The sequence below is a fragment of the Streptomyces sp. EDA2-14 genome (genome assembly GCF_054963755.1).
Genome location: NZ_JBUEGE010000002.1, coordinates 622,044 through 643,991 on the forward strand (window position 1 = coordinate 622,044; position 21,948 = coordinate 643,991).

Here is a 21,948-nt window from a genome sequence, read left to right on the forward strand (position 1 = left end):
ACCGGCGCTCAGGCCCGCCGCTTCCCGTCCTGCCGCCGCACGATCTCCGCGATCCACGTCGGGGCGTACGGGGACGTGCACCCGGGCGACGTCGGGTAGTCCTTGAGGACGCCGAGGCGCTCGCCGATCGCGACGGCGCGGGCGCGGTGCGCGGGGTGGGCGATGCCGATCTGGGCGAGGCAGGTGTTCATCGCCCACTGCGGGCGCTCCGGAGCGTCGCCCATCTCCGCCTCGATCACGTCGAGCAGGGCGGGAAGGTCGAGTCCGGCCGGCTTCTTCGTCACGCGGTCCGCCGTCAGCGCCCAGCCCGCGGCGGCGGCCACCGGATCCTCGTCGTCGAGCCAGGCCACGCGCAGCGCCTCGGCGTGCGGGCTCTTCCTCACCACATAGCTGATCAGCCAGTCCCGCACCTTCGGGGCGCGGGCCTCGCGCAGCATGGCGTCCAGCCCGCCCTCGTCGAACGCCTTCGGGCGGCAGACGAGGAGGGCGAGCAGCCGGGCCGCCGTGTCGCCGCTCGCCCAGAGCCCGACGGCGAGGTCCTGCCGGGTCCCCAGGCGCTTGGCGACGGCGCGCAGCCTGCTCAGGTTCACACCGTGGTCGTCGCCGTGCCTCTCGTTGACGGCACGGGCCTTCGGATCCTCGAGCCCGGCCAACTCGTCGAGCAGCTCGCGCACCGTCTGCGCGGTCGCCGTCGGCGTGGTCTCGGACACCACGGTCTCCTGTCGTTCACGGGGTGGGATCCCACCGTACGGGGGAGGGGCGGGCCGGGCACTTCACGCGAGGCGTCTATGCGCGTAGAGTCGCCGCCGAGCCCGTGGAGCGTGCCGGTGTGCGACACGCTGTGCTGAACCGTTGGAGGATTTGCCATGGACGTCATCTCCGTCATCCGTACGAAGCGGGACCGCGGGCGGCTCTCCGACGCGCAGATCGACTGGGTCGTCGACGCGTACACGCGGGGCGAGGTCGCCGACGAGCAGATGTCGGCCCTCGCCATGGCGATCTTCCTGAACGGGATGGACCGCGCGGAGATCGCCCGGTGGACCGCCGCGATGATCAACTCCGGGGAGCGGATGGACTTTTCGGTCCTCGCGCGGCCCGCCGCCGACAAGCACTCCACGGGCGGCGTCGGCGACAAGATCACGCTGCCGCTCGCGCCCCTCGTCGCGGCCTGCGGGGCCGCCGTGCCGCAGCTGTCGGGGCGCGGCCTCGGCCACACCGGCGGCACGCTCGACAAGCTGGAGGCGATCCCCGGCTGGCGCGCGGACATCACCAACGACGAGATGATGCGCACCCTGGAGGACGTCGGCGCGGTCGTCTGCGCGCCCGGCAGCGGCCTCGCCCCCGCCGACAAGAAGCTCTACGCGCTGCGCGACGTCACGGCCACGGTCGAGTGCATCCCGCTGATCGCGTCCTCGATCATGTCGAAGAAGATCGCGGAGGGCACCGGCTCGCTGGTCCTCGACGTGAAGGTCGGCTCCGGTGCCTTCATGAAGGAGATCGGGCCGGCCCGCGAACTGGCCCGCACCATGGTCGGGTTGGGCGCGGACCACGGGCTGCCGACGGTCGCCCTCGTCACCGACATGAACACCCCGCTGGGCCTGACCGCGGGCAACGCGCTCGAAGTCCGGGAATCCGTCGAGGTGTTGGCGGGCGGCGGCCCCGACGACGTCGTGGAACTGACCCTCGCCCTCGCCCGCGAGATGCTCGACGCGGCGGGCCTGAAGGACGCCGACCCGGCGAAGGCACTCGCCGACGGCCGCGCGATGGACGCGTGGCGGCGGATGATCGCGGCGCAGGGCGGCGACCCGGACGCGGCGCTGCCCACGGCCCGCGAGACGCACGTGGTGACGGCGGCCGAGTCCGGCGTGCTCACCCGCCTCGACGCGATGGGTGTCGGCCTCGCCGCCTGGCGCCTCGGCGCGGGCCGCTCCCGCAAGGAGGACCCGGTGCAGGCGGCGGCGGGCGTCGAACTGCACGCCAAGCCCGGCGACTCGGTCTTCGCGGGCCAGGCCCTCATGACCCTCCACACGGACACCCCCGAGCGCTTCCCGTACGCGCTCGAAGCGGTGGAGGGGGCGTACGACATCGCGCCCGCCGGTACGGACTTCACGGCGCGCCCCATCGTGCTGGAGCGGATCGGCTGACGGCTGCCGTCGGGGTGACCCGCGGCCCGGCAGCCGCGCGGGTCACCCCAGCAGCGCCGCCACCACCACCAGCGCCGGTACCGACGCCATCGTCGACAGCAGGATCGACTCCCGCGCCAGGCGCTCGCCCACCCGGTAGCGGCTCGCGTACGTGAAGATGTTCTGGGCCGCCGGGAGGGCCGACGTCACCACGACGTCGAGCAGCCGCGCCCCGTGCAGGCCGAAGACGAACGAGGCCAGCGCCCACGCCACCACCGGCTGACCCACCGCCTTCAGGGCCGTCGACAGCAGCACCGGCACCCGGTCCGCGCCCCGGCCGCCCGGCCAGGAACTCCCGCACAGCGAGATGCCGAACGCGATCAGGATCCCCGGCACGGACATGTTCGCGATGAGCTCCAGCGGGTCGAAGATCGGGCCGGGGACCGTGATCCCCGTGGCCGACACCAGCACCCCCGAGAGCGAACCGATCGCGACCGGGTTCCGGAACGGCGTGAGCAGCCGCTGGCCCCACGTCAGCCGCTCCGTGCCCGACGCGGCCTCCGACAGGTCGAGCACCGTCAGCGCCACCGGCGTCACGACGAGCTGCTGGAAGAGGAGGACCGGGGCGACCAGCGAGGCGTCACCGAGGACGTACACCGCGATGGGGATGCCCAGGTTCCCGGAGTTCACCAGCGACGAGCACAGCGCGCCGATCGTGGTGCGGCCCGTACCCCAGCCGCGCAGGACGCCCACCGCGATGAAGATCCCGGCCACCACCGCCGTGGAGAGCGCCGTGACCAGCAGGCTCGGCGACAGGATCACGGCCAGGTCCGCCTTGGCCAGCATGGTGAACAGGAGCGCGGGCGACGCCACATGGAACGCCAGCTTGTTCAGGACCTCACGGCCGTTGGCACCCAGATAGCCGCGCCGTCCGATGACGTAGCCAACCGCGATGACGATCGCGATGACCGCGAAACCGTTGAGTACCCCCTGCACCCGTCAAGACTCCGTCGTGGACGGATCGACGGTCAACGTTGATCCACTATTCGAATCAACGTGATCCAACCCACGCATCCATGCGGGGGCGTGACCGATGAATTCCGCGCAGCCGCACGGTCATTCGTACGTGGCTGCTTCCTCCCCTTCTCCCCAGTCCTCTCCCGTCGTGGTGCTCGCCGGGCCCATCCGCTCCGGCGACGCACCCCGCCTGAACGAGCGCTTCAACGCCGCGCTGGCCGACGCGCAGACCGTGATCTGCGACGTCTCCGGCGTGACCACCGCCGATCTCACGACCCTCGACGCGCTCGCCCGGATGCACCTCGCCGCCCGCCGCGCCGGATCACGGATGGTGCTCCGCGACCCGCCCGCGGGACTCGCCGTGCTCCTCGAACTCGCCGGTCTGACCGACGTGCTGTCAGCGACGGCCGGCCAGGACTCAGGCGTCGAGGTGGTCGGGGACGCCGAACAGCGGGAACCAGCGCTGGGTGTCGAGGAAGCAGTGGTACCCCGCGATCCTCCCGGCTGAGAACTCGATGACCTGGATCGCCCAGGGCGCGAAGCCTCCCTTGTCCGGATCCGGCTTGTAGTGGGCGAAGGCCGGCGTCCCGTTCGACACCACCGGCAGCAGCCGCGAACCCGCGCAGGACGCGCCGATCGTGGTCATGAAGCCCGTGATGTCCTCGGGGCCGCGAAGCCACAGGTCGAACGGCGGCATCGTCATGATGGCGTCCTCGGCGAGCAGCTCGGTCAGCGCCTTCATGTCGTAGCCCTCGAACGCCGCTATGTAGCGCTCCAGGAGCTTCTGCTGCTCCTCGTCGAGCGGGTCGGCGGTCGCGGAGTCCGCGGGCGGTGCCTCCGCGAGCGTCGCCCGGGCCCGCTGCAGCGCGCTGTTCACCGACGCCACCGAGGTGTCGAGCAGGTCCGCGACCTCCTGCGCCCGCCAGGCCAGGACCTCCCGCAGGATCAGCACCGCCCGCTGCTTCGGCGGCAGCTTCTGGAGCGCCGCGACGAACGCGAGCCGCACCGACTCCCGCGCCACGGCCGCCTCCGCCGGATCGTGCACCGTCGGCAGCACGCGCGCGTCCGGGACGGGCTCCAGCCACACATTGTCGGGGCGCGGATTCAGCGCGGCCCGGGCGAGCGGCGCCGCCGCCGTCAGATCCATCGGCCGGGCCCGCCTGTTCCCCGCGTTCAGCGAGTCCAGGCACACGTTCGTCGCGATGCGGTAGAGCCAGGAGCGCAAGGAGGAGCGGCCCTCGAACTTGTCGAAGCTGCGCCAGGCCCGCACCATCGTGTCCTGCACGGCGTCCTCGGCCTCGAACGCCGAGCCCAGCATCCGATAGCAGTACCCCGTCAGCTCGACCCGGTGCTTCTCCAGATCGTCGAGCCCGGCCTTCGTCGCGGTGTCACTCATGTCCAACGCCCCCATCGCCGCTGTGAGTTCCAGCACGAGGAAAGCTACCGCAGCCCACTGACAACGGCCTCCGGACCGGGAAAATGCCCAGGTCGGGAGGCCGATGTGGTAACAGCAGAGGCAGTCGTTCAGTGCGCCGCGCGTGCGCGGGCCGTCACGAGGGGTGTCAGTGCGCCGCGACCGTGCCGCCGGCCGTCCGGTGCCGCGCGGTCCGCGCCGCGTACGTCCCCCACACGGTGATCGCCACGACGCCGAGCACCGCGAGGAAGCCGAGACCCACCGTCCCCGACCAGCCCGCCGCGTGGAAGGCGACGGCGCCGACGGCCGAGCCGACGCTGGAGCCGATGTAGTACATCGACTGGTAGAGCGCGGAGGCCTGCGCCCTGCCGTGCGTGGCCGTGTGGCTGACGGACGACGAGGCCGTCGCGTGCCCGGCGAAGAAGCCCGCGGTGATCAGCACGAGTCCGAGCAGCACCAAGGCGATGTTCGGGACGAGGGCCAGCAGCAGCCCCGCCATCGTCGTGCCCGCCGCCAGGTACAGCGTGCCGCGCCGGCCGAGCCGTGTGACGAGGCGCCCCGCGGCGGCCGAGGAGACGGTGCCCACCAGGTAGACGATGAAGATCGAGCCGACGATGCCCTGCGGGAGGGAGAAGGGCGCGGCGGACAGCCGGTAGCCGATCACCGTGTAGACCCCGCCGAACACCATCATGAACAGCGCGCCGATCACGTACAGGCGGCGCAGCAGCGGGTTCGCGAGGTGGCTGCCCACCGTGGCGGCGAGGGCGCGCGGGCGCAGCGAGCCCGGCGTGAAGTGGCGCGGCGTCGGCAGCAGCATCCGGAACGCGACGGCGCACGCCACCGCGATCACCCCGATGACCCCGACGGCCACCCGCCAGCCCCAGGCCTGCGCGAGCCAGCCGCCGATGATCCGGCCGCTCATGCCGCCGATGGAGTTTCCGGCGACGAACAGCCCGATGGCCGAGACCAGCGCCTTCGGCCGGACCTCCTCCGCGAGGTACGCCATCGCGGACGCGGGCAGCCCGGCGAGGGCTGCGCCCTGCAGCGCGCGCAGCGTGATCAGCACGCCGAGGTTCGGTGCGAAGGGAACCAGGAGACCCACCGCGACGGCGACCGTCAGCGAGACGGTCATCACCGTGCGGCGCCCGAACCGCTCGGACAGCGCGCTCAGCGGCAGCACGCACACCGCGAGCGCGAAGGTCGCGGCGGACACCGTCCAGGCGGCCGAGCTCGCGCTCGCCGCGTAGTCGCTGGAGATGAGGGGGAGCAGGGCCTGCGTCGAGTAGAGGAGCGCGAAGGTGGCGACTCCGGCGAGGAACAGGGCGAAGCTCATGCGGCGGTAGCCGGGGCCGCCGGGCGCCAGCCGGGTGTCGGCGGTGGGCTGGGAATCGGCGACCGCGTCGGTGGAGGCGGTCGCCTGGCTACTGGCAGGTGACATGCCCAGCAACGTAGGCTCACCTGGATTCATGCGTCCAATGCATGGACAGCCCATAATCGTTCCCATGGAGCATCAGCAGAGGTCACGTCCTTCGCTGTCACGCGGTAGTGACGCAGCAGACATGCGGGAACAGCTGTCCGGCGACGAGATCGTGCGGCTCCTCGCCCCGCGCCTCGCCCACTTCGCCGGGGTCGCCCGCACCGAGCACGTCACGCGCGCGGCGCAGGAGATGAACGTGCCGCAGTCCACGCTCTCCCGCGCCATGGTCCGCCTCGAACGAGACCTGGGTGTCGACCTGTTCGCCCGGCACGGCCGCACGGTCTCGCTGACCCCGGCCGGCCGTACGTTCCTCGGCTCGGTGGAGCGCGCGCTCGGCGAGATCGAGAAGGCGGCCGAATCGGTGCGCGCCGACGCCGACCCCGAGTCCGGCAAGGTCGCCTTCGGCTTCCTGCACACCATGGGTACGGAGACGGTGCCCGGCCTGATCCGCGCCTTCCGCGCCGAGCACCCCCGCATCCGCTTCAGCCTCGTGCAGAACTACGGAGAGGCGATGCTGGAGCGGCTGCGCGCGGGCGAGCTCGACCTGTGCCTCACCTCGCCCGTCCCCGACGCGCCCGGCCTCGTCGCCCGCCGCCTCGACGAGCAGCGGCTGCGCCTCGTCGTCCCGGAGCACCACCGCCTCGCCGCCCGCAAGCGCATCCGGCTCGCGGAGGCGGCCGAGGAAACCTTCGTCACCCTCGAACCGGGCTACGGTCTGCGCCGCATCTGCGACGACCTGTGCGCGGAGGCCGGGTTCAGGCCCCGGATCGCGTTCGAGGGCGAGGAGGCGGAGACGCTGCGGGGCTTCGTCGCGGCGGGGCTCGGCGTCGCGCTCCTGCCGCCGCCGACCGTGCCGCGTCCGGGCGTCGTGGAGCTGGCGGTGACGGGGCAGCGGGCCGTGCGGGAGATCGGCGTGGCGTGGCTGGAGGGCCACCCGGACACACCTCCCGTAGCGGCCTTCAAACGATTCCTGCTCTCCCGCCGGGGCAGACTCCTCCCGGAGCACGCATCAAGCGCCGAGGCGGCCGATTCAAGCCCCGGCGGCGCTTGAGCGGCGGGGTCCGGGGCAGCGCCCCGCGACCGCAACCCCGGTCCGGGCGCACAGGCCGGAGGCGGCGCCCACCCCTCAGAGCGTGCGCCCGAACCCGGCCGCCAGTGGCATCCGCAGGCCCAGCGGCGGCGGCGCCGCCAGCGCGTCCTGGAGCGGGCGCGCGAACGGGCGTCCGAACAGCGTGCCCAGCGCGAAGTCCACCGCCAGGGAGGCCACTTCGAAGCGGTGCTGGGTCAGTCCGTGGCCGTCCGAGTGCACCTCGAAGCGGCACACGTCGCGGTTCGTCTTCTTGGCGCGGCCCGCGAGCCGGAACGACAACTCCGGGTCCGTGCGCCGGTCGTCGGTGCCGTGCACGATGAGGACCTGGCGGCCCGCGAGCTGCTTCACCGGTTCGAGGGGTGCGGCCACGTCGTCCTCCGGCAGCCAGGGGGCAAGCGCCAGCACGGAGGTGACGGCCTCGTGGTCGGCCACGTGCAGGGCCGCCCGGCCGCCCATGTCGAGGCCCGCGAGGCAGATCGGTACGTCGCCGTAGCGGCGCACGACCTCGTCGGCGGCCCACCGGGTGTCCCGCGCCAGCTCGGCCTGCGTCCCGTTCCAGCCGCGGCACCGGTACTGCACGACGTGCGCGACCAGGCCCGCGTTCCGCCCCTCGCGCGTGAGGCGGCGCGCGAGGGGGCGCAGCGCGAGCCGGTCCATGGGGGAAGGTCTGCGGGCCGAGGTCTCCTCGCCCGCGGGGAGCAGCAGCACCACGCCGCCCACCGCCCCCGGCACCGGCCCGGCCGCCCTGGCAAGCCGCGCCTCGCGGCCCTGCGTCGCTCGCTGCTGCATGACAGCACAGTGTCAGAAGCCCTGACGTGCGGTCCCGCAGACGGGTCACTGTTGCGTATCGACGGGATCATGACCGGGGACGTACCGCACGTACCGCACCGTTCCGCGCAACGAACACACAACGAACCGCAGCGATCTACGCGCGTAGGCGTTAGAGTGCGGAAATGACGAGCCCGATCACCGCGAACCCCAACAGCCCCCGGGTGCCGACCGGCGAGCAGATCCGCCGCGCACCCAAGGTGCTCCTGCACGACCACCTCGACGGCGGGCTGCGGCCCGGCACGATCGTCGACCTGGCGCGCGAGCAGGGGTACGAGAACCTTCCGGAGACCGACCCCGACAAGCTCGGCGTCTGGTTCAGGGAGGCGGCCGACTCCGGGTCCCTCGAGCGGTACTTGGAGACGTTCAGTCACACCTGCGCCGTCATGCAGACGCGCGAGGCCCTGTTCCGGGTCGCCGCCGAATGCGCGGAGGACCTCGCCGAGGACGGCGTCGTCTACGCCGAGATCCGGTACGCCCCCGAGCAGCACCTTGAGCAGGGGCTCACCCTCGAAGAGGTCGTCGAGGCGGTCAACGACGGCTTCAGGGAGGGCGAGCGGCGCGCGAGGGAGGCGGGGCACCGCATCCGCGTCGGCGCCCTGCTCACCGCGATGCGGCACGCGGCCCGCGCCCTGGAGATCGCCGAACTGGCCAACGGCTACCGGGACCTGGGCGTCGTCGGCTTCGACATCGCGGGCGCCGAGGCCGGCTTCCCGCCCACCCGCCACCTCGACGCCTTCGAGTACCTCAAGCGGGAGAACAACCACTTCACGATCCACGCGGGCGAGGCCTTCGGTCTGCCGTCCATCTGGCAGGCCCTCCAGTGGTGCGGCGCGGACCGGCTCGGCCACGGCGTGCGCATCATCGACGACATCAAGGTGGCGGACGACGGCAGCGTCCAGCTGGGCCGCCTCGCCTCGTACGTGCGCGACAAGCGGATCCCGCTGGAGATGTGCCCCTCGTCCAACCTGCAGACCGGCGCCGCCAGTTCGTACGGCGAGCACCCCATCGGCCTGCTGCGGAAGCTGCACTTCCGGGCGACCGTCAACACCGACAACCGGCTGATGTCCGGTACGTCGATGAGCCGCGAGTTCGAGCACCTGGTCGACGCATTCGGTTACACGCTCGATGACATGCAGTGGTTTTCTGTCAATGCGATGAAGTCAGCATTCATTCCTTTCGATGAACGACTGGCAATGATCAATGACGTCATCAAGCCCGGTTACGCCGAGCTGAAATCCGAATGGCTGTTCTCGCAGACCGCTTCCACCAGCGGTTCTGTCGCCGAATAGCGTTTTTCGGCGGCGCGTTGGCGTAGTGGGGAACGGGTGTTCCCGGCCGTTTTCCTGGCGGTTCGCTGTTTGCGGGCGCAGCGAAGGAATGTTTACGGTCGTGGACCGCTCATTCCCCCGTCATCGTCAAGAGGACGCATTTCACAATGAAGCACTCTGCTGCCAAGACCCTCGGTGTCGCCGCTCTCGGAGCCGCCTTCGCAGCCGCCGGTGCCGGCGTCGCGAGCGCCGCCCCGGCCGCCCCCGACGCGACCGACGCCGTCGGATCCGTGACCTCCGCCCTCCCGCTCCAGGACGTGACGTCGACGCTGCCCGCCGGTGGCGCCGAGTCGCTGGCTGCAGGACAGAGCGCCGTGGCCAACGGGCTGAACACCGCCACCCCCGTCGTCGAGCAGGCCGCCCGGGGCGCCCTGCCGGGCGACAGCGGCGACGCGGTCTCCGGACTGCTCGGCGGCCTGCCGGTCGGCGGACTCAGCTGACCCTGCGCACACCGCGCACACGACGAAGGGGCGCACCCGCGAGTCCGCGGGCGCGCCCCTTCGTCGTGCGTCGTGACGTCGTCGGACGTCACCAGGCCTGGCGGACCTTGTTCTCACTCGGGAACAGGATCCACAGCGCGATGTAGAGCAGGAACTGCGGGCCCGGCAGCAGGCACGAGACCAGGAAGATCACGCGCATCGTGGCCGCGGAGGTGCCGAAGCGCCGTGCCAGCGCTGCGCACACTCCGCCGATCATCCGTCCGTTGGTGGGGCGGGCAAGGGCGGTCATGGTGGGCTCCTTCGCGAACCGTAGGTCTTCGGTGTGTGGTGCTTACGTCTTCGACGGTACGGCGACGAGCCCGGTAAAACGTCAGCTCACGGGGCGATGCCGACCCTGGAAATCGTCGGGGTCGGACCCTGAGCCGGTTCCTGCGCGGGGAGGGGACCCTCCTCGACCCTGCGGCGGAGCCGGGCTCGCAGGGCGGGCACCACGGCGAGGTGGGCGACGGCGACGCCCACCGTGTTCAGGAGCAGCGAGTCGACGTCCACGACCTGCCCCGGCACCCCGGTCTGCAGCAGTTCGATGCCGAGCGAGATCAGCGCGGCGACGGCGACCGTACGCACCAGCGAACCCCACAGCGAGACGTACAGCCGGCCGCCCGCGACGGGCAGCAGGACACCGAGCGGGGCGAGCAGGGCCAGCCCCTCGCCGATCCGCAGCGTCGCCTCGCGCCAGCCGAGGGCGAGGTCGGAGCGGATGCCGGCGAGGGGATGCAGGTTCGCGGCGCTGACCCAGGGGACGTCCAGGGGACGCAGCGTGAACCAGGCAACGAAGAGGAGATGCGCGGCGAGAAGGGCGATCCCTGCCGCACGGAAATGGACGGCGGCCCTGTGGCCGCCCGAGCGATGGCGCTGCACGCACCCCTAGACGCCGGGCACCGGAGGATCGGTTCCGCCGAGGTCGCGCGGGTCCGTGACCGGTTTCCCCGCCGCGTCCTTCTCCGCCGCGTCGCGGCGGAGCCGTCAGCCCGCCGTCTTGGTGGGGGCCGGGATCAGGCCCGGCCGGGCCTTCAGGGCGTCCGTGCAGGCGTAGTCGCGGACCGGGTCGTCGTCCGGGCCGCCGAGGACCACGTGCTCCTCGTCCTCCGCCGTGGCCTCGCTGTTGGCGAAGGTGCAGACGATCTGGGCCAGGGCGTACGGCGACAGGTCGTCCGGCGAGGTGCTGAGGCGCAGCGCGTCCGCGGGGTCGCCCGAGTGCGGCCCCGAGACCCGGAGGCCGGAGCGGACCTCCGTCGTGTAGCCCGCCGACTTCTCGTCGCCCTCGGGGGCCGCCGCCAGCTGCGCCAGGAGCTCGCGGGCGACCGCGACCCGGTCGGAGGACTGGCCGCGCTCCAGCGTGATCGTCCGGTCGACCGTGACCAGCTGCGACGTACAGACCAGATAGACCTGGACGGGGAACTCGACGCCGGCGCTCGCCCCCAGTTCGTCCGAGCCCGACAGGGAGCAGCCCACGCGGGTGGGCGCGGCGCCGAACTCGGTCGGCACCTCGGTGGGCCGGATCCCGCAGCCGGCGAGCAGGATCGAGGCGAGGCCGAGGAGGCCCAACAGGCGTGCGTTCCGTCTCACTTGCCGGCACCGCCTTCGTGCTCGTCCTTGGTGTCCCCTTCTTCTTCCGCCGCGGACGCGAGAGGACCCGCGTCACGCGGCAGGTGCAGCGTGAACACGGCACCCCCTTCGGGGGAGTTGGCCGCGCTGATCCGGCCCCCGTGGATGCGGGCGTTCTCCATGGCGATGGAGAGGCCGAGGCCGCTGCCCTCCGAGCGGGGCCGCGAGGCGCTCGCCTTGTAGAAGCGGTCGAAGACGTGCGGCAGGACGTCCTCGGGGATGCCCGGACCGTGGTCGCGCACGGCGATCACGACCTCCGAGCCCTCGGCGTGCTGCTCCACCCGCACCGAGACGCGCACCGGGGATCCGCCGTGCTTGAGCGCGTTGCCGATCAGGTTCGCGAGGATCACGTCGAGGCGGCGCGGGTCGAGGCGGGCGGTGATGCCGCGCTCGGCGTCGAGCTCGACGGCGTCCAGCCAGGCGCGGGCGTCGATGCAGGCGGTGATCTGGTCGGCGAGGTCGACGTCGTCGAGGACGAGCTTCGCGCTGCCCGCGTCGAAGCGGGTGACCTCCATGAGGTTCTCGACGAGGTCGTTCAGGCGCCGGGTCTCGCTGACCACGAGCCGTACGGCCGGTTCGATCATCGGGTCGACCGAGCCGGTCTCCGCGTCGAGCTCCTCCTCCAGGACCTCCGTCACCGCGGTGATCGCGGTCAGCGGAGTGCGCAGCTCGTGCGACATGTCGGCGACGAAACGGCGTGAGGACTCGTCGCGGGCGCTCATGTCCGCGACCTTCTTCTCCAGGTTCTCCGCCGTCTTGTTGAACGTACGGGACAGCTCCGCGAGCTCGTCCGTGCCGGAGACGCGCAGCCGGGTGTCCAGCTTCCCCTCGCCGAGCCGCCGGGCCGCGACGCCGAGGCGGTGCACCGGTTTCAGCACCGTCGTCGCGGCGGCCTGCGCGAGCAGCGCCGAACCGACGAGCGCGAGCGCGGTGGCGATGCCGAGCGACCAGGCGAGCGAGCTGAGGTCCTTGGCCTCCGGCTCGAGCGACTTGAGCATGTAGCCGGTCGGCCCGCCGTCCACCGTGGCGCCGCCCACCAGGTACGGGGTGTCGTCCTGCGTGATCCGCTGCCAGTACAGGTGGTACGCATGCTTGTTGCCGCCGTCGATCGGCTGCTTCTTGGTGACCGCCGCCCGCAGCGACTTCGGCACGTCGGCGACGGTGAAGGCGTCCAGGTCCGAATTGCCCACGACCTGATCGCCGTTCTCGTCCTTCGCCATGAGCATCACGCTGAAGTGCTGGCTGCTGCCCGCCATCAGGTTCGCCGCGTGCTGCAACTCGCCCTGCGTGGGCTTCTCGGGCAGCGCCGCCGCCCGGTTCTGCATCTCCTGCTTGAAGTCGCTGAGCGCCGCGTCCTGCGTGCGCGTCAGCACGGCCTCACGATTGAGCCAGTACGCGATCCCCGACGCGGACACCGCGGCCGTCAGGGCCACGAGCGCGAACACGACGACCAGGCGCAGACGCAGACTGGTGAAGCGCAGACCGGCGAGCAGAGTCTTCTTCGCGGCGGCGGCGCCCCGGAGCTTGTCGTGCGGTTTCGTCACTGAGGCGTGTCCAGCCGGTAGCCCACACCACGCACCGTACGGATCAGGGTCGGCGACGACGGCACGTCCTCGACCTTCGCGCGCAGCCGCTGCACACACGCGTCGACGAGCCGCGAGTCACCGAGGTAGTCGTGCTCCCACACGAGGCGCAGCAACTGCTGCCGGGACAGCGCCTGTCCGGGCCGCCGGCTCAGTTCGAGCAGCAGCCGCAGCTCGGTGGGCGTCAGTTGCAGATCCTCGCCGTTCTTCGTCACCGTCATCGCGGCACGGTCGATCACCAACGAGCCGAACGTCGCGGCGTCGTTGGCCTCCCGCTCGCCGCGCCGCAGCACCGCACGGATCCGTGCGTCGAGTACGCGTCCCTGCACCGGCTTCACGACGTAGTCGTCGGCACCGGACTCGAGGCCCACCACGACGTCGATGTCGTCACTGCGCGCGGTCAGCAGGATGATCGGCAGTTGATCCGTGCGCCGGATGCGGCGGCACACCTCGAAACCGTCGATGCCGGGCAGCATCACGTCGAGGACGATCAGATCGGGCCGCTGCTCGCGCAGCAGCTTCAGACCGTCCTCTCCGGTGGCAGCGGTGGCAACCCGATGCCCCTGGCGCGTAAGAGACAGCTCCAGGGCCGTACGGATGGCGTCGTCGTCCTCGATCAGCAACAGGGAAGGCACGAGCGCCATTCTGGCCCATCAGGGGGCTTCAGTTCGACCGAGTGTGCGCGTCAGGTGCGCGTCAGGTGCGTGAAGAAGCCCCGGACACGGCCCGGCGAGTCCCTGACGAGGCCTTGGCCAGGGCTCGTCGCAGGGGTGACGAGTGCGCTTTCTCCACATCCACTCCCCACTGCGGGAGCCGCTGTGACAGGCCTGTGACAGTCGACGGACACCGTCATGAACTCGGCCCGGCAAGCTTTTGGTCATCGCGAAGAAGGACCGCGAAGACGACGCAGAAGTATTCGGTACTCCACGACGGGGGGCGCGAGATGAACACGCTGCACAGCACCAACTCAAGCGCGGTTGTCACGCGTCTGCACGACATGGGCCGAGTGGTTTCCGAGCGTCACGAGAAGTCCGGTGCCGTGAGCGGGCGGGGGTGCGCTCGCGGCACCGGGCGTCAGCACACCGGGTTCATGACGGTGGTTGACGCACGGCAGACCACGCCCGAGGGGGGCCACGGGGGAGCCGCGTACAGGGAGGACTCGGGGGAGCAGCGTCGGACGTCCTTGTCGGAGGCCGAGTTCACGGCCTACGTCCAGGAGCGCCGCGCCTCCCTGTACGCCACCGCCTACCACCTGACCGGAGACCGGTTCGAGGCCGAGGACCTGCTGCAGAGCGCGCTGTTCTCGACGTACCGGGCCTGGGACCGGATCAGTGACAAGGCGGCCGTGGGCGGCTATCTGCGTCGCACCATGACGAACCTGCACATCAGCGCGTGGCGCCGCCGCAAGCTGAACGAGTACCCGACCGAGGAGCTGCCGGAGACGGCCGGCGACACGGACGCGATGCGCGGCACCGAGCTGCGCGCGGTCCTGTGGCAGGCACTGGCCCGGCTGCCCGAACTCCAGCGCACCATGCTGGTCCTGCGCTACTACGAGGGCCGTACGGACCCGGAGATCGCGGAGATCCTCGACATCAGCGTGGGCACGGTGAAGTCCAGCATCTGGCGCTCGCTGCGGCGACTGCGCGACGACGAGGTGCTCAGCTTCGGCCGTGACCAGGAGGAGTCCTTCGGCGAGCTTGTCGCCTGAAGGCTGGGGGGAACGGGGGCCCTGTTCGGGGGAGCGGGGTTCAGTACGGGGGACGCACGGGGGGCGTACGGGGGATCAGGAGGGGGAGAGCGGGACCGGGGGGCCGGGGGGTCTGTCCGGTCCCGTTCCGCATTCCAAGCCCCTGCGGCGATTGAGCAGCGGGGTCCGGGGCGGAGCCCCGAGACCTCAACCCCGTTGCGGCCATCCGGTCACGTGGCGCGAGCCTTCACGCAGCGTCCCGCGGCGGCCGCCGCCACACGGCCCAGCGCTTCCTCCTTGGCGCACGCGTGGGCGCCGAGCGCCACCTGGCGGGTCACGATGGACCGCTCCGTACGCATCAGGCGCCAGCCGCGCCGCAGCAGGAACGGCACCGACTTGCGTCCCTCCTTGAGGTCGCGCAGCAGCCGACGGCGGAACGTCGTGGACGGCCGGCCGCGCAGGCACAGCGCGTCGGCGAGCACCCCCAACTCCCGGCAGCGCTCCACGATGTCCGCCGCGAAGATGCCCTCCGCGATGAACAGCGGGGTGCGCTCGATGTCCAGCGTCTCCTCGCCCACGCGCGAGCTGGAGGCGATGTCGTAGACGGGAACGCTTGTCCGTCCCTGCCCGCACAGCGCCACGATCGCGGCGACGGCGGCCTCGGTGTCCCAGGACATTGGCGAGTCCCAGTCGATGTCCGAAGTGCCCGCGACCAGTGGCAGCGTGGGGTCGCCCGCCTCCTTGTAGAAGTCGTCGAGGCACAGGACGGGCAGCCCGGAGCGGGCGGCGAACGACGACTTGCCGGAGCCCGAGGGGCCGGAGAGCAGGACGACCCGGGTCGGTATCGGAGGATGCGAACTCACGAGACACCAGTGTGAGGCATGGAGACCGGCGTGCCGCCCCGCGTGGTGCCGTTGTGGCACGGACCACCCCAACTACCCTGTGTACCCATAAGATTACGCAAGTGAAAGGTTTCGGGCGGAACGCCATGGCACGACACACGCACTCCTCACACCAGACCACCGTGCGACGCACCCTGATGCGCGTCGGGCTCACCCTGACGGCGGCCGGTGCCGCCGTCGGCGCCGGTGGTGCCGCGGCGAGCGCGGCGCCGATCCCGCTGCCGCAGACCGGTGACACCAACATGGACGCGGCGGCCGGGGGCGTCTCGACGGCGCTCGACTCGGCGACGTCGAACGGTCTCGGCACGCTGAAGAAGCTGCCGATCGACCCGCTGGCCGGTACGGGTGTCGACCCGCTGGACAACTCGATCGGCACGCAGGTCGCGGACTTCGCGCCGGTCAGCACGGCCGCGTTGACCGACCCCGTGACCTCCGGGTCGTCGCTGGAGGAGCTGCCCGTGGTGGGTCCCGCGACCGGTCTGCTGCCGGGCTGACCCCGCCGGCCCGCACGGCAGCGGCCCCGGCTCCTCCTGGACGGCGGAGGAGCCGGGGCCGCTGCTGTTCGGCGGGTGACGCCCAGTACGGGGGCTAGTACGCGGAGCCGGACGCGCCCAGCGAACCCGTCGGGTGCCAGACCGTCTTCGTCTCCAGGAAGTACGTCAGGCGGTCCGTGCCCGGATCCGCCGTGAAGTCCTCCACAGGCTGTGGACGACGGACGCGCTTCAGATTGTCGGCGGCCGCGATCTCCAGCTGCTTCGCCAACTCGGCGTCGGCGCCCGTCAGGTCGATCCCGTTCACGTCCTGGTGCGCGGCGAGCGACGGCGCGATCTCCGCCGCCCGGCCCGACAGGACGTTCACGACGCCGCCGGGCACGTCCGAGGTCGCGAGCACTTCGCCGAGCGAGAGCGCCGGGAGCGGGGACTTCTCGCTGGTGATGACGACGACCGTGTTGCCGCTCGCGACGACCGGGGCGATCACCGACACCAGGCCCAGGAATGACGAGTCCTGCGGGGCCAGGACCGCGACGACGCCGGTCGGCTCGGGCGTGGAGAGGTTGAAGAAGGGGCCCGCGACGGGGTTCGCCCCGCCGACGACCTGGCCGATCTTGTCGGTCCAGCCCGCGTACCAGACCCAGCGGTCGATCGCGGCGTCCACGATCGCGGTCGCCTTCGACTTGCCGATGCCCTCCGCCTCGGAGACCTCGCGCACGAACTGCTCGCGGCGGCCCTCCAGCATCTCGGCGACGCGGTACAGGACCTGCCCGCGGTTGTACGCGGTCGCGCCCTGCCAGCCGCCGAAGGCCTTGCGGGCGGCGACCACGGCGTCACGGGCGTCCTTGCGCGAGGACAGCGGCGCGTTGGCCAGCCACTCGCCGCTCTTGCCATCGGTCACTTCGTACACCCGGCCGCTCTCGGAACGCGGGAACTTCCCGCCGACGTACAGCTTGTAGGTCTTGAAGACGCTCAGACGGTTGGGCTCAGACATCGAGGTAGGCCTCCAGACCGTGACGGCCGCCCTCGCGGCCGAAGCCCGATTCCTTGTAACCGCCGAACGGCGAGGTCGGGTCGAACTTGTTGAACGTGTTGGCCCAGACGACGCCCGCGCGCAGCTTGTTGGCGACAGCCAGGATCCGCGAGCCCTTCTCGGTCCAGATGCCGGCCGAGAGCCCGTACTGCGAGTTGTTGGCCTTGGCGACGGCCTCGTCCGGCGTACGGAAGGTGAGCACGGACAGGACCGGGCCGAAGATCTCGTCGCGGGCGACGGTGTGCGCCTGCGTGACGTTCGTGAAGAGCGTCGGCGCGAACCAGTAGCCCGCGGAAGGCAGTTCGCAGGGGGCCGACCAGCGCTCGGCGCCCTCCGCCTCGCCCTGCTCGGTGAGTGCGGTGATCCGGGCCAGTTGCTCCGCCGAGTTGATGGCGCCGATGTCCGTGTTCTTGTCCAGCGGGTCGCCGAGCCGGAGCGTCGACAGGCGGCGCTTCAGGCTGTCGAGCAGCTCGTCCTGGATCGACTCCTGGACCAGGAGGCGGGAGCCCGCGCAGCAGACCTGGCCCTGGTTGAAGAAGATGCCGGTGACGATGCCCTCGACGGCCTGGTCGATCGGGGCGTCGTCGAAGACGATGTTCGCCCCCTTGCCGCCGAGTTCGAGCGTCAGCTTCTTGTCCGTACCGGCGACGGTGCGGGCGATCTCCTTGCCGACGGCCGTGGAGCCGGTGAAGGCCACCTTGTTCACGTCGGGGTGTCCGACGAGGGCCGCGCCCGAATCGCCGTATCCCGGAAGGATGTTGACGACGCCCTTCGGCAGGCCCGCCTGGCGGCAGATGTCCGCGAAGAAGAGGGCGGACAGCGGGGTCGTCTCGGCAGGCTTCAGGACCACGGTGTTGCCGGTCGCGAGCGCCGGGGCGATCTTCCAGGCCAGCATCAGGAGCGGGAAGTTCCACGGGATGACCTGGCCGGCGACGCCCAGCGCCTTCGGGGCCGGTCCGAAACCCGCGTGGTCGAGCTTGTCCGCCCAGCCCGCGTAGTAGAAGAAGTGCGCGGCGACGAGGGGGAGGTCGGCGTCCCGCGTCTCCTTGATCGGCTTGCCGTTGTCGAGCGTCTCCAGGACGGCGAGCTCGCGGCTGCGCTCCTGGATGATGCGCGCGATACGGAAGAGGTACTTGCCGCGCTCCGCGCCGGGCAGCGCCGACCACTTCTCGAAGGCCTTGCGGGCCGCCTTCACCGCCCGGTCCACATCGGCCTCGCCGGCCTGCGCGACCTCGGAGAGAACCTCCTCGGTGGCGGGGGAGACCGTCTTGAAGACCTTGCCGTCGGCGGCTTCGGTGAACTCGCCGTCGATGAACAGGCCGTAGGAGGGCGCGATGTCGACGACGGAGCGCGACTCGGGCGCCGGGGCGTACTCAAATGCAGATGCCATGGGTGATCAGTCCACCGTCACGTAGTCGGGACCGGAGTAGCGGCCTGTGGCCAGCTTCTGGCGCTGCATCAGCAGATCGTTCAGAAGGCTGGAGGCGCCGAAGCGGAACCAGTGGTTGTCGAGCCAGTCCTCGCCCGCGGTCTCGTTCACGATGACCAGGAACTTGACGGCGTCCTTGGAGGTGCGGATGCCGCCCGCGGGCTTCACGCCGACCTGTACCCCGGTGGCAGCGCGGAAGTCGCGGACGGCTTCGAGCATGAGGAGGGTGTTGGCGGGCGTCGCGTTGACCCCCACCTTGCCCGTGGAGGTCTTGATGAAGTCGGCCCCGGCCAGCATGCCGATCCAGCTCGCGCGCCGGATGTTGTCGTACGTCGAGAGCTCGCCGGTCTCGAAGATGACCTTGAGCCGGGCGGCGCCTGAGGCCTCCTTCACGGCGCGGATCTCGTCGTGGACCTTCATGTAGTCGCCCGCGAGGAAGGCGCCGCGATCGATGACCATGTCGATCTCGTCGGCCCCCGCGGCCACGGCCTCCCGTACGTCCCCGAGCTTGACCTCGAGGGCGGCGCGGCCCGCCGGGAAGGCGGTCGCGACGGAGGCGACCTTGACGTCCGTACCGGCGACGGCGGCCTTCGCGGTGGCCACCATGTCGGGATAGACGCAGACCGCCGCCGTGCGCGGCGTGCCGCGGTCGGTGGGGTCCGGGTGGATCGCCTTCGCGCCGAGGGCCCGGACCTTGCCCGGGGTGTCGGCGCCTTCCAGGGTCGTCAGGTCGATCATCGAAATGGCCAGGTCGATGGCGTACGCCTTCGCCGTGGTCTTGATCGAACGGGTCCCGAGCGAAGCGGCGCGCGCCTCCAGGCCGACCGCGTCGACGCCGGGCAACCCGTGCAGGAAGCGGCGCAGCGTGCTGTCGGACGCGGTGACGTCGCTGAGAGCGGGTGCGGGTGCAGAACTGGGCATGGTCACGAGGGGAGCATATCTACGCGCGTAGCGGCTTGTACAGGGCGGGGTTCAACGGTTGCGGGCGCCGTGGTTGCGGACTCGGGGCTCTGCCCCGGACCCCGCTGCTCAATCGCCGCAGGGGCTTGAACGGTCGGCTGATTGATACGGGGCTTGACGGGTCGGGCACAATCGAGCCATGACGAGCAGCCAGACCACGCCCCCGCAGGCACGTGACCGGATCTATCGGTCTCCCGCCGGTATCGCCGGTGGTGTCGTGCTGCTCCTGATCGGGGCCTGGCTCGCGGTCGACTCCGTGGTCAACGGGGCCGGGCGCACGCCGTGGACGGCGCTCGCCGGGCTGCTGTTCGTGGTGCCGCTCGTCGTCGCGTTCACCATCCGGCCGGCCGTCTTCGGCAACGAGGAGCGGCTGCGCGTGCGCAACCCGTTCCGTGACATCACGCTGCCGTGGTCCGCGGTCTCCGGCCTCAGGTCCGGGTACTCGAACGAGGTCTTCGACCAGGCCGGTACCAAGTACCAGCTCTGGTCCATCCCGGTGTCGCTGCGGGGCCGCCGCAAGGCGCAGCGCCAGCAGATGCGCGCCGCCAAGGGCGGTCGCGGCGCCACCGGGGCCAGCGGCCTGCCGGTGACCGCCCCGCGCTCGACGGGCGACCAGGCGATGGACGAACTGCGCGAACTCCACGAGGAGCACGCCACGACCGGAACGAGTCAGGCCACCACGGTCCGCTGGGCGTACGAGATCATCGCCCCGGCGGCCGTGGGAGCCGTACTCCTCGTGATCCTCGTCGCGCTCTGACAAGCCCCTGCGGCGCTTGAGCAGCGGGGCCCGGGGCGGAGCCCCGAGACCGCACCCCGGCCTACGCCGAACTAGATCCCGGCCGCAACGGAGAGATCCCGCTTGACCGCCGCGAGGCGCTCCGCGGCGGTGGCCCGGGCGGCGGGCAGCGCTCCCCGGTCCGCGACCGGCACCACGACCTCCAGATAGCACTTGAGCTTCGGCTCGGTGCCCGACGGCCGCACCACGACCCGCGCCCCGTCGAGCGTGTACCGCAGCCCGTCCGTGGGCGGCAGCCCGCCCTCCCCTTCGGAGAGGTCGTCCGCGCGGTTCACCGCGAGCCCGGCCAGCTCCACCGGCGGAGCCTCCCGCAGGCGCCGCATGGCGTCCGCGATGACCGACAGGTCCTCGACCCGCACGCTCAACTGGTCCGTGGCGTGCAGCCCGTGCGCGAGCGCCAGGTCGTCGAGCGCGTCGAGGAGCGTACGGCCCTGCTCCTTCAGCTCGCTCGCCAGCTCGGTCACCAGCAGCGCGGCCGTGATGCCGTCCTTGTCGCGCACGCCCTCGGGGTCGACGCAGTAGCCGAGCGCCTCCTCGTAGCCGTAGCGCAGGCCCTCGACGCGGGCGATCCACTTGAAGCCGGTCAGCGTCTCCTCGTACGGGAGCCCCGCCGCCCCGGCGATCCGGCCGAGCAGCGAGGACGACACGATCGACTCGGCGAGTACGCCGCTCACGCCCCGCTTCACCAGGTGCGCCGCGAGGAGCGCGCCCACCTCGTCGCCGCGCAGCATCCGCCAGTCGCCGCCGTCGGGCACGGCGACGGCGCAGCGGTCCGCGTCCGGGTCGTTGGCGACGATCAGGTCGGGGGTCTCGTCCTGCGCGCGGGCCGTCGCGAAGGACAGGTCCATCGCGCCCGGCTCTTCCGGGTTCGGGAACGCGACCGTGGGGAAGTCCGGGTCGGGCTCGGCCTGCTCCGGCACGAGCACCGGCTCGGGGAAGCCCGCGCGCGCGAAGGCGGCGAGGAGCGTGTCCTTGCCGACGCCGTGCATCGCCGTGTAGACGGTGCGGGCGCCACGGGCCGAGCCCGGCGCGAGGACCGCGTCCGTACGTGCCAGGTAGGCCTCCAGGACGTCGTCGCCGAGCGTCTCCCAGCCCGACTCCGCGCGCGGCACGTCGTTCAGCGACGCCACCGCGTCGATCTCGGCGGCGATCTCCGCGTCCGCCGGCGGCACGATCTGCGAGCCGTCGCCGAGGTAGACCTTGTAGCCGTTGTCGCGCGGCGGGTTGTGCGAGGCCGTGACCTCGACGCCCGCGACCGCGCCCAGGTGCCGTATGGCGAAGGCGAGCACGGGGGTGGGCAGCGGACGGGGAAGGACCGCGGCGCGCAGCCCGGCGCCCACCATCACCGCCGCCGTGTCGCGCGCGAAGTCCGCCGACTTGTGGCGCGCGTCGTAGCCGATGACCACCGGCCCGTCCGTCTGCCCCTTGGCCTTCAGGTACGCCGCGAGGCCCGCGGCCGCGCGGACGACCACCGCGCGGTTCATCCGCATCGGGCCCGCGCCCAGCTCTCCGCGCAGCCCGGCCGTGCCGAACTGCAGCGTTCCGGCGAAGCGCTCGCCGACGGCCGCCAGGTCCCCGGCCTCGATGAGCCCCGCCAGTTCCTCGCGGGTCTCCGGGTCGGGGTCCTCCGCCAGCCAGGTCTTCGCCCGGTCGAGCAGTTCGCTGCCAGATACGGTCACGGT

Annotated in this window: 23 protein-coding genes; 8 read left to right on the forward strand and 15 right to left on the reverse strand. The window is 71.6% G+C overall.

Annotated elements, in window-relative coordinates; translation table 11 throughout:
* Window positions 1-8: 8 nt before the first annotated feature.
* Window positions 9-710 carry a DNA alkylation repair protein gene (locus tag ACY34M_RS09200; RefSeq protein WP_462716089.1) on the reverse strand — a complete coding sequence of 234 codons (702 nt, stop codon included), beginning with the start codon at window positions 708-710 and terminating at the stop codon, window positions 9-11.
* Window positions 711-866: 156 nt separating this feature from the next.
* On the opposite strand from ACY34M_RS09200, the gene ACY34M_RS09205 reads away from it, so the two are divergent.
* A complete protein-coding gene (locus ACY34M_RS09205) occupies window positions 867-2,144 on the forward strand; it encodes a thymidine phosphorylase (RefSeq protein WP_462716088.1) in 1,278 nt (425 codons plus the stop codon).
* 42 nt (window positions 2,145-2,186) lie between these two features.
* Here the strand turns inward: ACY34M_RS09205 and ACY34M_RS09210 are convergent, their stop codons facing one another.
* Entirely contained in the window at window positions 2,187-3,119 is a 933-nt protein-coding gene (locus tag ACY34M_RS09210) for an AEC family transporter (protein ID WP_462716087.1), read from the reverse strand.
* Between the two features lie 130 nt (window positions 3,120-3,249).
* Here ACY34M_RS09210 and ACY34M_RS09215 point away from each other — a divergent pair, with 130 nt between their 5' ends.
* Window positions 3,250-3,648: an STAS domain-containing protein gene (locus tag ACY34M_RS09215; protein WP_462716086.1), complete on the forward strand. Its 399-nt coding sequence runs from the start codon at window positions 3,250-3,252 to the stop codon at window positions 3,646-3,648.
* On the opposite strand, the gene ACY34M_RS09220 is transcribed toward ACY34M_RS09215, so the two are convergent.
* Window positions 3,559-4,536: a sigma-70 family RNA polymerase sigma factor gene (locus ACY34M_RS09220; RefSeq protein ID WP_462716085.1), complete on the reverse strand. Its 978-nt coding sequence runs from the start codon at window positions 4,534-4,536 to the stop codon at window positions 3,559-3,561. The genes ACY34M_RS09215 and ACY34M_RS09220 overlap by 90 nt on opposite strands.
* A gap of 166 nt (window positions 4,537-4,702) precedes the next feature.
* Complete coding sequence (locus ACY34M_RS09225; RefSeq protein WP_462716084.1) at window positions 4,703-5,992, reverse strand: MFS transporter; 1,290 nt, start codon at window positions 5,990-5,992, stop codon at window positions 4,703-4,705.
* Between the two features lie 64 nt (window positions 5,993-6,056).
* Here ACY34M_RS09225 and ACY34M_RS09230 point away from each other — a divergent pair, with 64 nt between their 5' ends.
* Window positions 6,057-7,082 (forward strand): LysR family transcriptional regulator, encoded by a 1,026-nt coding sequence (locus ACY34M_RS09230; RefSeq protein ID WP_462716083.1) that lies wholly within the window; start codon window positions 6,057-6,059, stop codon window positions 7,080-7,082.
* A 75-nt stretch (window positions 7,083-7,157) separates the two neighbouring features.
* On the opposite strand, the gene ACY34M_RS09235 is transcribed toward ACY34M_RS09230, so the two are convergent.
* Window positions 7,158-7,910 carry an alpha/beta hydrolase gene (locus ACY34M_RS09235; protein ID WP_462716082.1) on the reverse strand — a complete coding sequence of 251 codons (753 nt, stop codon included), beginning with the start codon at window positions 7,908-7,910 and terminating at the stop codon, window positions 7,158-7,160.
* Window positions 7,911-8,074: 164 nt separating this feature from the next.
* On the opposite strand from ACY34M_RS09235, the gene ACY34M_RS09240 reads away from it, so the two are divergent.
* Window positions 8,075-9,241 (forward strand): adenosine deaminase, encoded by a 1,167-nt coding sequence (locus ACY34M_RS09240; protein ID WP_462716081.1) that lies wholly within the window; start codon window positions 8,075-8,077, stop codon window positions 9,239-9,241.
* 146 nt (window positions 9,242-9,387) lie between these two features.
* Window positions 9,388-9,720, forward strand: a complete 333-nt coding sequence (locus ACY34M_RS09245) for an ATP-binding protein (protein WP_462716080.1) — start codon at window positions 9,388-9,390, stop codon at window positions 9,718-9,720.
* Window positions 9,721-9,808: 88 nt separating this feature from the next.
* Here ACY34M_RS09245 and ACY34M_RS09250 read toward each other — a convergent pair whose 3' ends face one another.
* The 5 genes from ACY34M_RS09250 to afsQ1 all read right to left on the reverse strand — a co-directional run bounded on the left by ACY34M_RS09250 (window position 9,809) and on the right by afsQ1 (window position 13,603).
* Window positions 9,809-10,009, reverse strand: coding sequence for a PspC domain-containing protein (locus tag ACY34M_RS09250; protein WP_399227762.1), 201 nt, complete (start codon window positions 10,007-10,009; stop codon window positions 9,809-9,811).
* A gap of 86 nt (window positions 10,010-10,095) precedes the next feature.
* Window positions 10,096-10,638, reverse strand: coding sequence for a VanZ family protein (locus tag ACY34M_RS09255; protein WP_462716079.1), 543 nt, complete (start codon window positions 10,636-10,638; stop codon window positions 10,096-10,098).
* 105 nt (window positions 10,639-10,743) lie between these two features.
* Window positions 10,744-11,346: a hypothetical protein gene (locus ACY34M_RS09260; RefSeq protein WP_462716078.1), complete on the reverse strand. Its 603-nt coding sequence runs from the start codon at window positions 11,344-11,346 to the stop codon at window positions 10,744-10,746.
* Window positions 11,343-12,929: an ATP-binding protein gene (locus tag ACY34M_RS09265; protein ID WP_462716077.1), complete on the reverse strand. Its 1,587-nt coding sequence runs from the start codon at window positions 12,927-12,929 to the stop codon at window positions 11,343-11,345. The genes ACY34M_RS09260 and ACY34M_RS09265 overlap by 4 nt, the downstream gene beginning before the upstream one ends.
* Window positions 12,926-13,603 (reverse strand): two-component system response regulator AfsQ1, encoded by a 678-nt coding sequence (gene afsQ1 / locus ACY34M_RS09270; RefSeq protein ID WP_013001223.1) that lies wholly within the window; start codon window positions 13,601-13,603, stop codon window positions 12,926-12,928. The genes ACY34M_RS09265 and afsQ1 overlap by 4 nt, the downstream gene beginning before the upstream one ends.
* 308 nt (window positions 13,604-13,911) lie before the next feature.
* Here afsQ1 and ACY34M_RS09275 point away from each other — a divergent pair, with 308 nt between their 5' ends.
* The gene (locus ACY34M_RS09275) at window positions 13,912-14,676 is read left to right on the forward strand and encodes a SigE family RNA polymerase sigma factor (protein ID WP_462716076.1); all 765 of its coding nucleotides are present in this window, start codon (window positions 13,912-13,914) and stop codon (window positions 14,674-14,676) included.
* A 209-nt stretch (window positions 14,677-14,885) separates the two neighbouring features.
* Here ACY34M_RS09275 and ACY34M_RS09280 read toward each other — a convergent pair whose 3' ends face one another.
* On the reverse strand, window positions 14,886-15,518 hold the full coding sequence (locus ACY34M_RS09280) for an ATP-binding protein (RefSeq protein ID WP_462716075.1): 633 nt from the start codon (window positions 15,516-15,518) through the stop codon (window positions 14,886-14,888).
* A gap of 125 nt (window positions 15,519-15,643) precedes the next feature.
* On the opposite strand from ACY34M_RS09280, the gene ACY34M_RS09285 reads away from it, so the two are divergent.
* Window positions 15,644-16,051 carry a hypothetical protein gene (locus ACY34M_RS09285; protein WP_462716074.1) on the forward strand — a complete coding sequence of 136 codons (408 nt, stop codon included), beginning with the start codon at window positions 15,644-15,646 and terminating at the stop codon, window positions 16,049-16,051.
* A gap of 94 nt (window positions 16,052-16,145) precedes the next feature.
* Here ACY34M_RS09285 and ACY34M_RS09290 read toward each other — a convergent pair whose 3' ends face one another.
* Genes ACY34M_RS09290 through deoC form a run of 3 tightly spaced genes read right to left on the reverse strand, consistent with a single transcriptional unit; the run spans window position 16,146 to window position 19,431 of the window.
* Window positions 16,146-17,042, reverse strand: coding sequence for an aldehyde dehydrogenase family protein (locus tag ACY34M_RS09290; protein WP_462716073.1), 897 nt, complete (start codon window positions 17,040-17,042; stop codon window positions 16,146-16,148).
* Window positions 17,035-18,471, reverse strand: coding sequence for an aldehyde dehydrogenase family protein (locus ACY34M_RS09295; RefSeq protein WP_462716072.1), 1,437 nt, complete (start codon window positions 18,469-18,471; stop codon window positions 17,035-17,037). Before ACY34M_RS09295 ends, ACY34M_RS09290 begins: the two co-directional genes overlap by 8 nt.
* A gap of 6 nt (window positions 18,472-18,477) precedes the next feature.
* Entirely contained in the window at window positions 18,478-19,431 is a 954-nt protein-coding gene (gene deoC, locus ACY34M_RS09300; RefSeq protein WP_462716071.1) for a deoxyribose-phosphate aldolase, read from the reverse strand.
* A 178-nt stretch (window positions 19,432-19,609) separates the two neighbouring features.
* On the opposite strand from deoC, the gene ACY34M_RS09305 reads away from it, so the two are divergent.
* Entirely contained in the window at window positions 19,610-20,227 is a 618-nt protein-coding gene (locus tag ACY34M_RS09305) for a PH domain-containing protein (RefSeq protein ID WP_462716070.1), read from the forward strand.
* A gap of 71 nt (window positions 20,228-20,298) precedes the next feature.
* On the opposite strand, the gene ACY34M_RS09310 is transcribed toward ACY34M_RS09305, so the two are convergent.
* A complete protein-coding gene (locus tag ACY34M_RS09310) occupies window positions 20,299-21,945 on the reverse strand; it encodes a phospho-sugar mutase (RefSeq protein ID WP_462724109.1) in 1,647 nt (548 codons plus the stop codon).
* Between the last annotated feature and the right edge of the window lie 3 nt (window positions 21,946-21,948).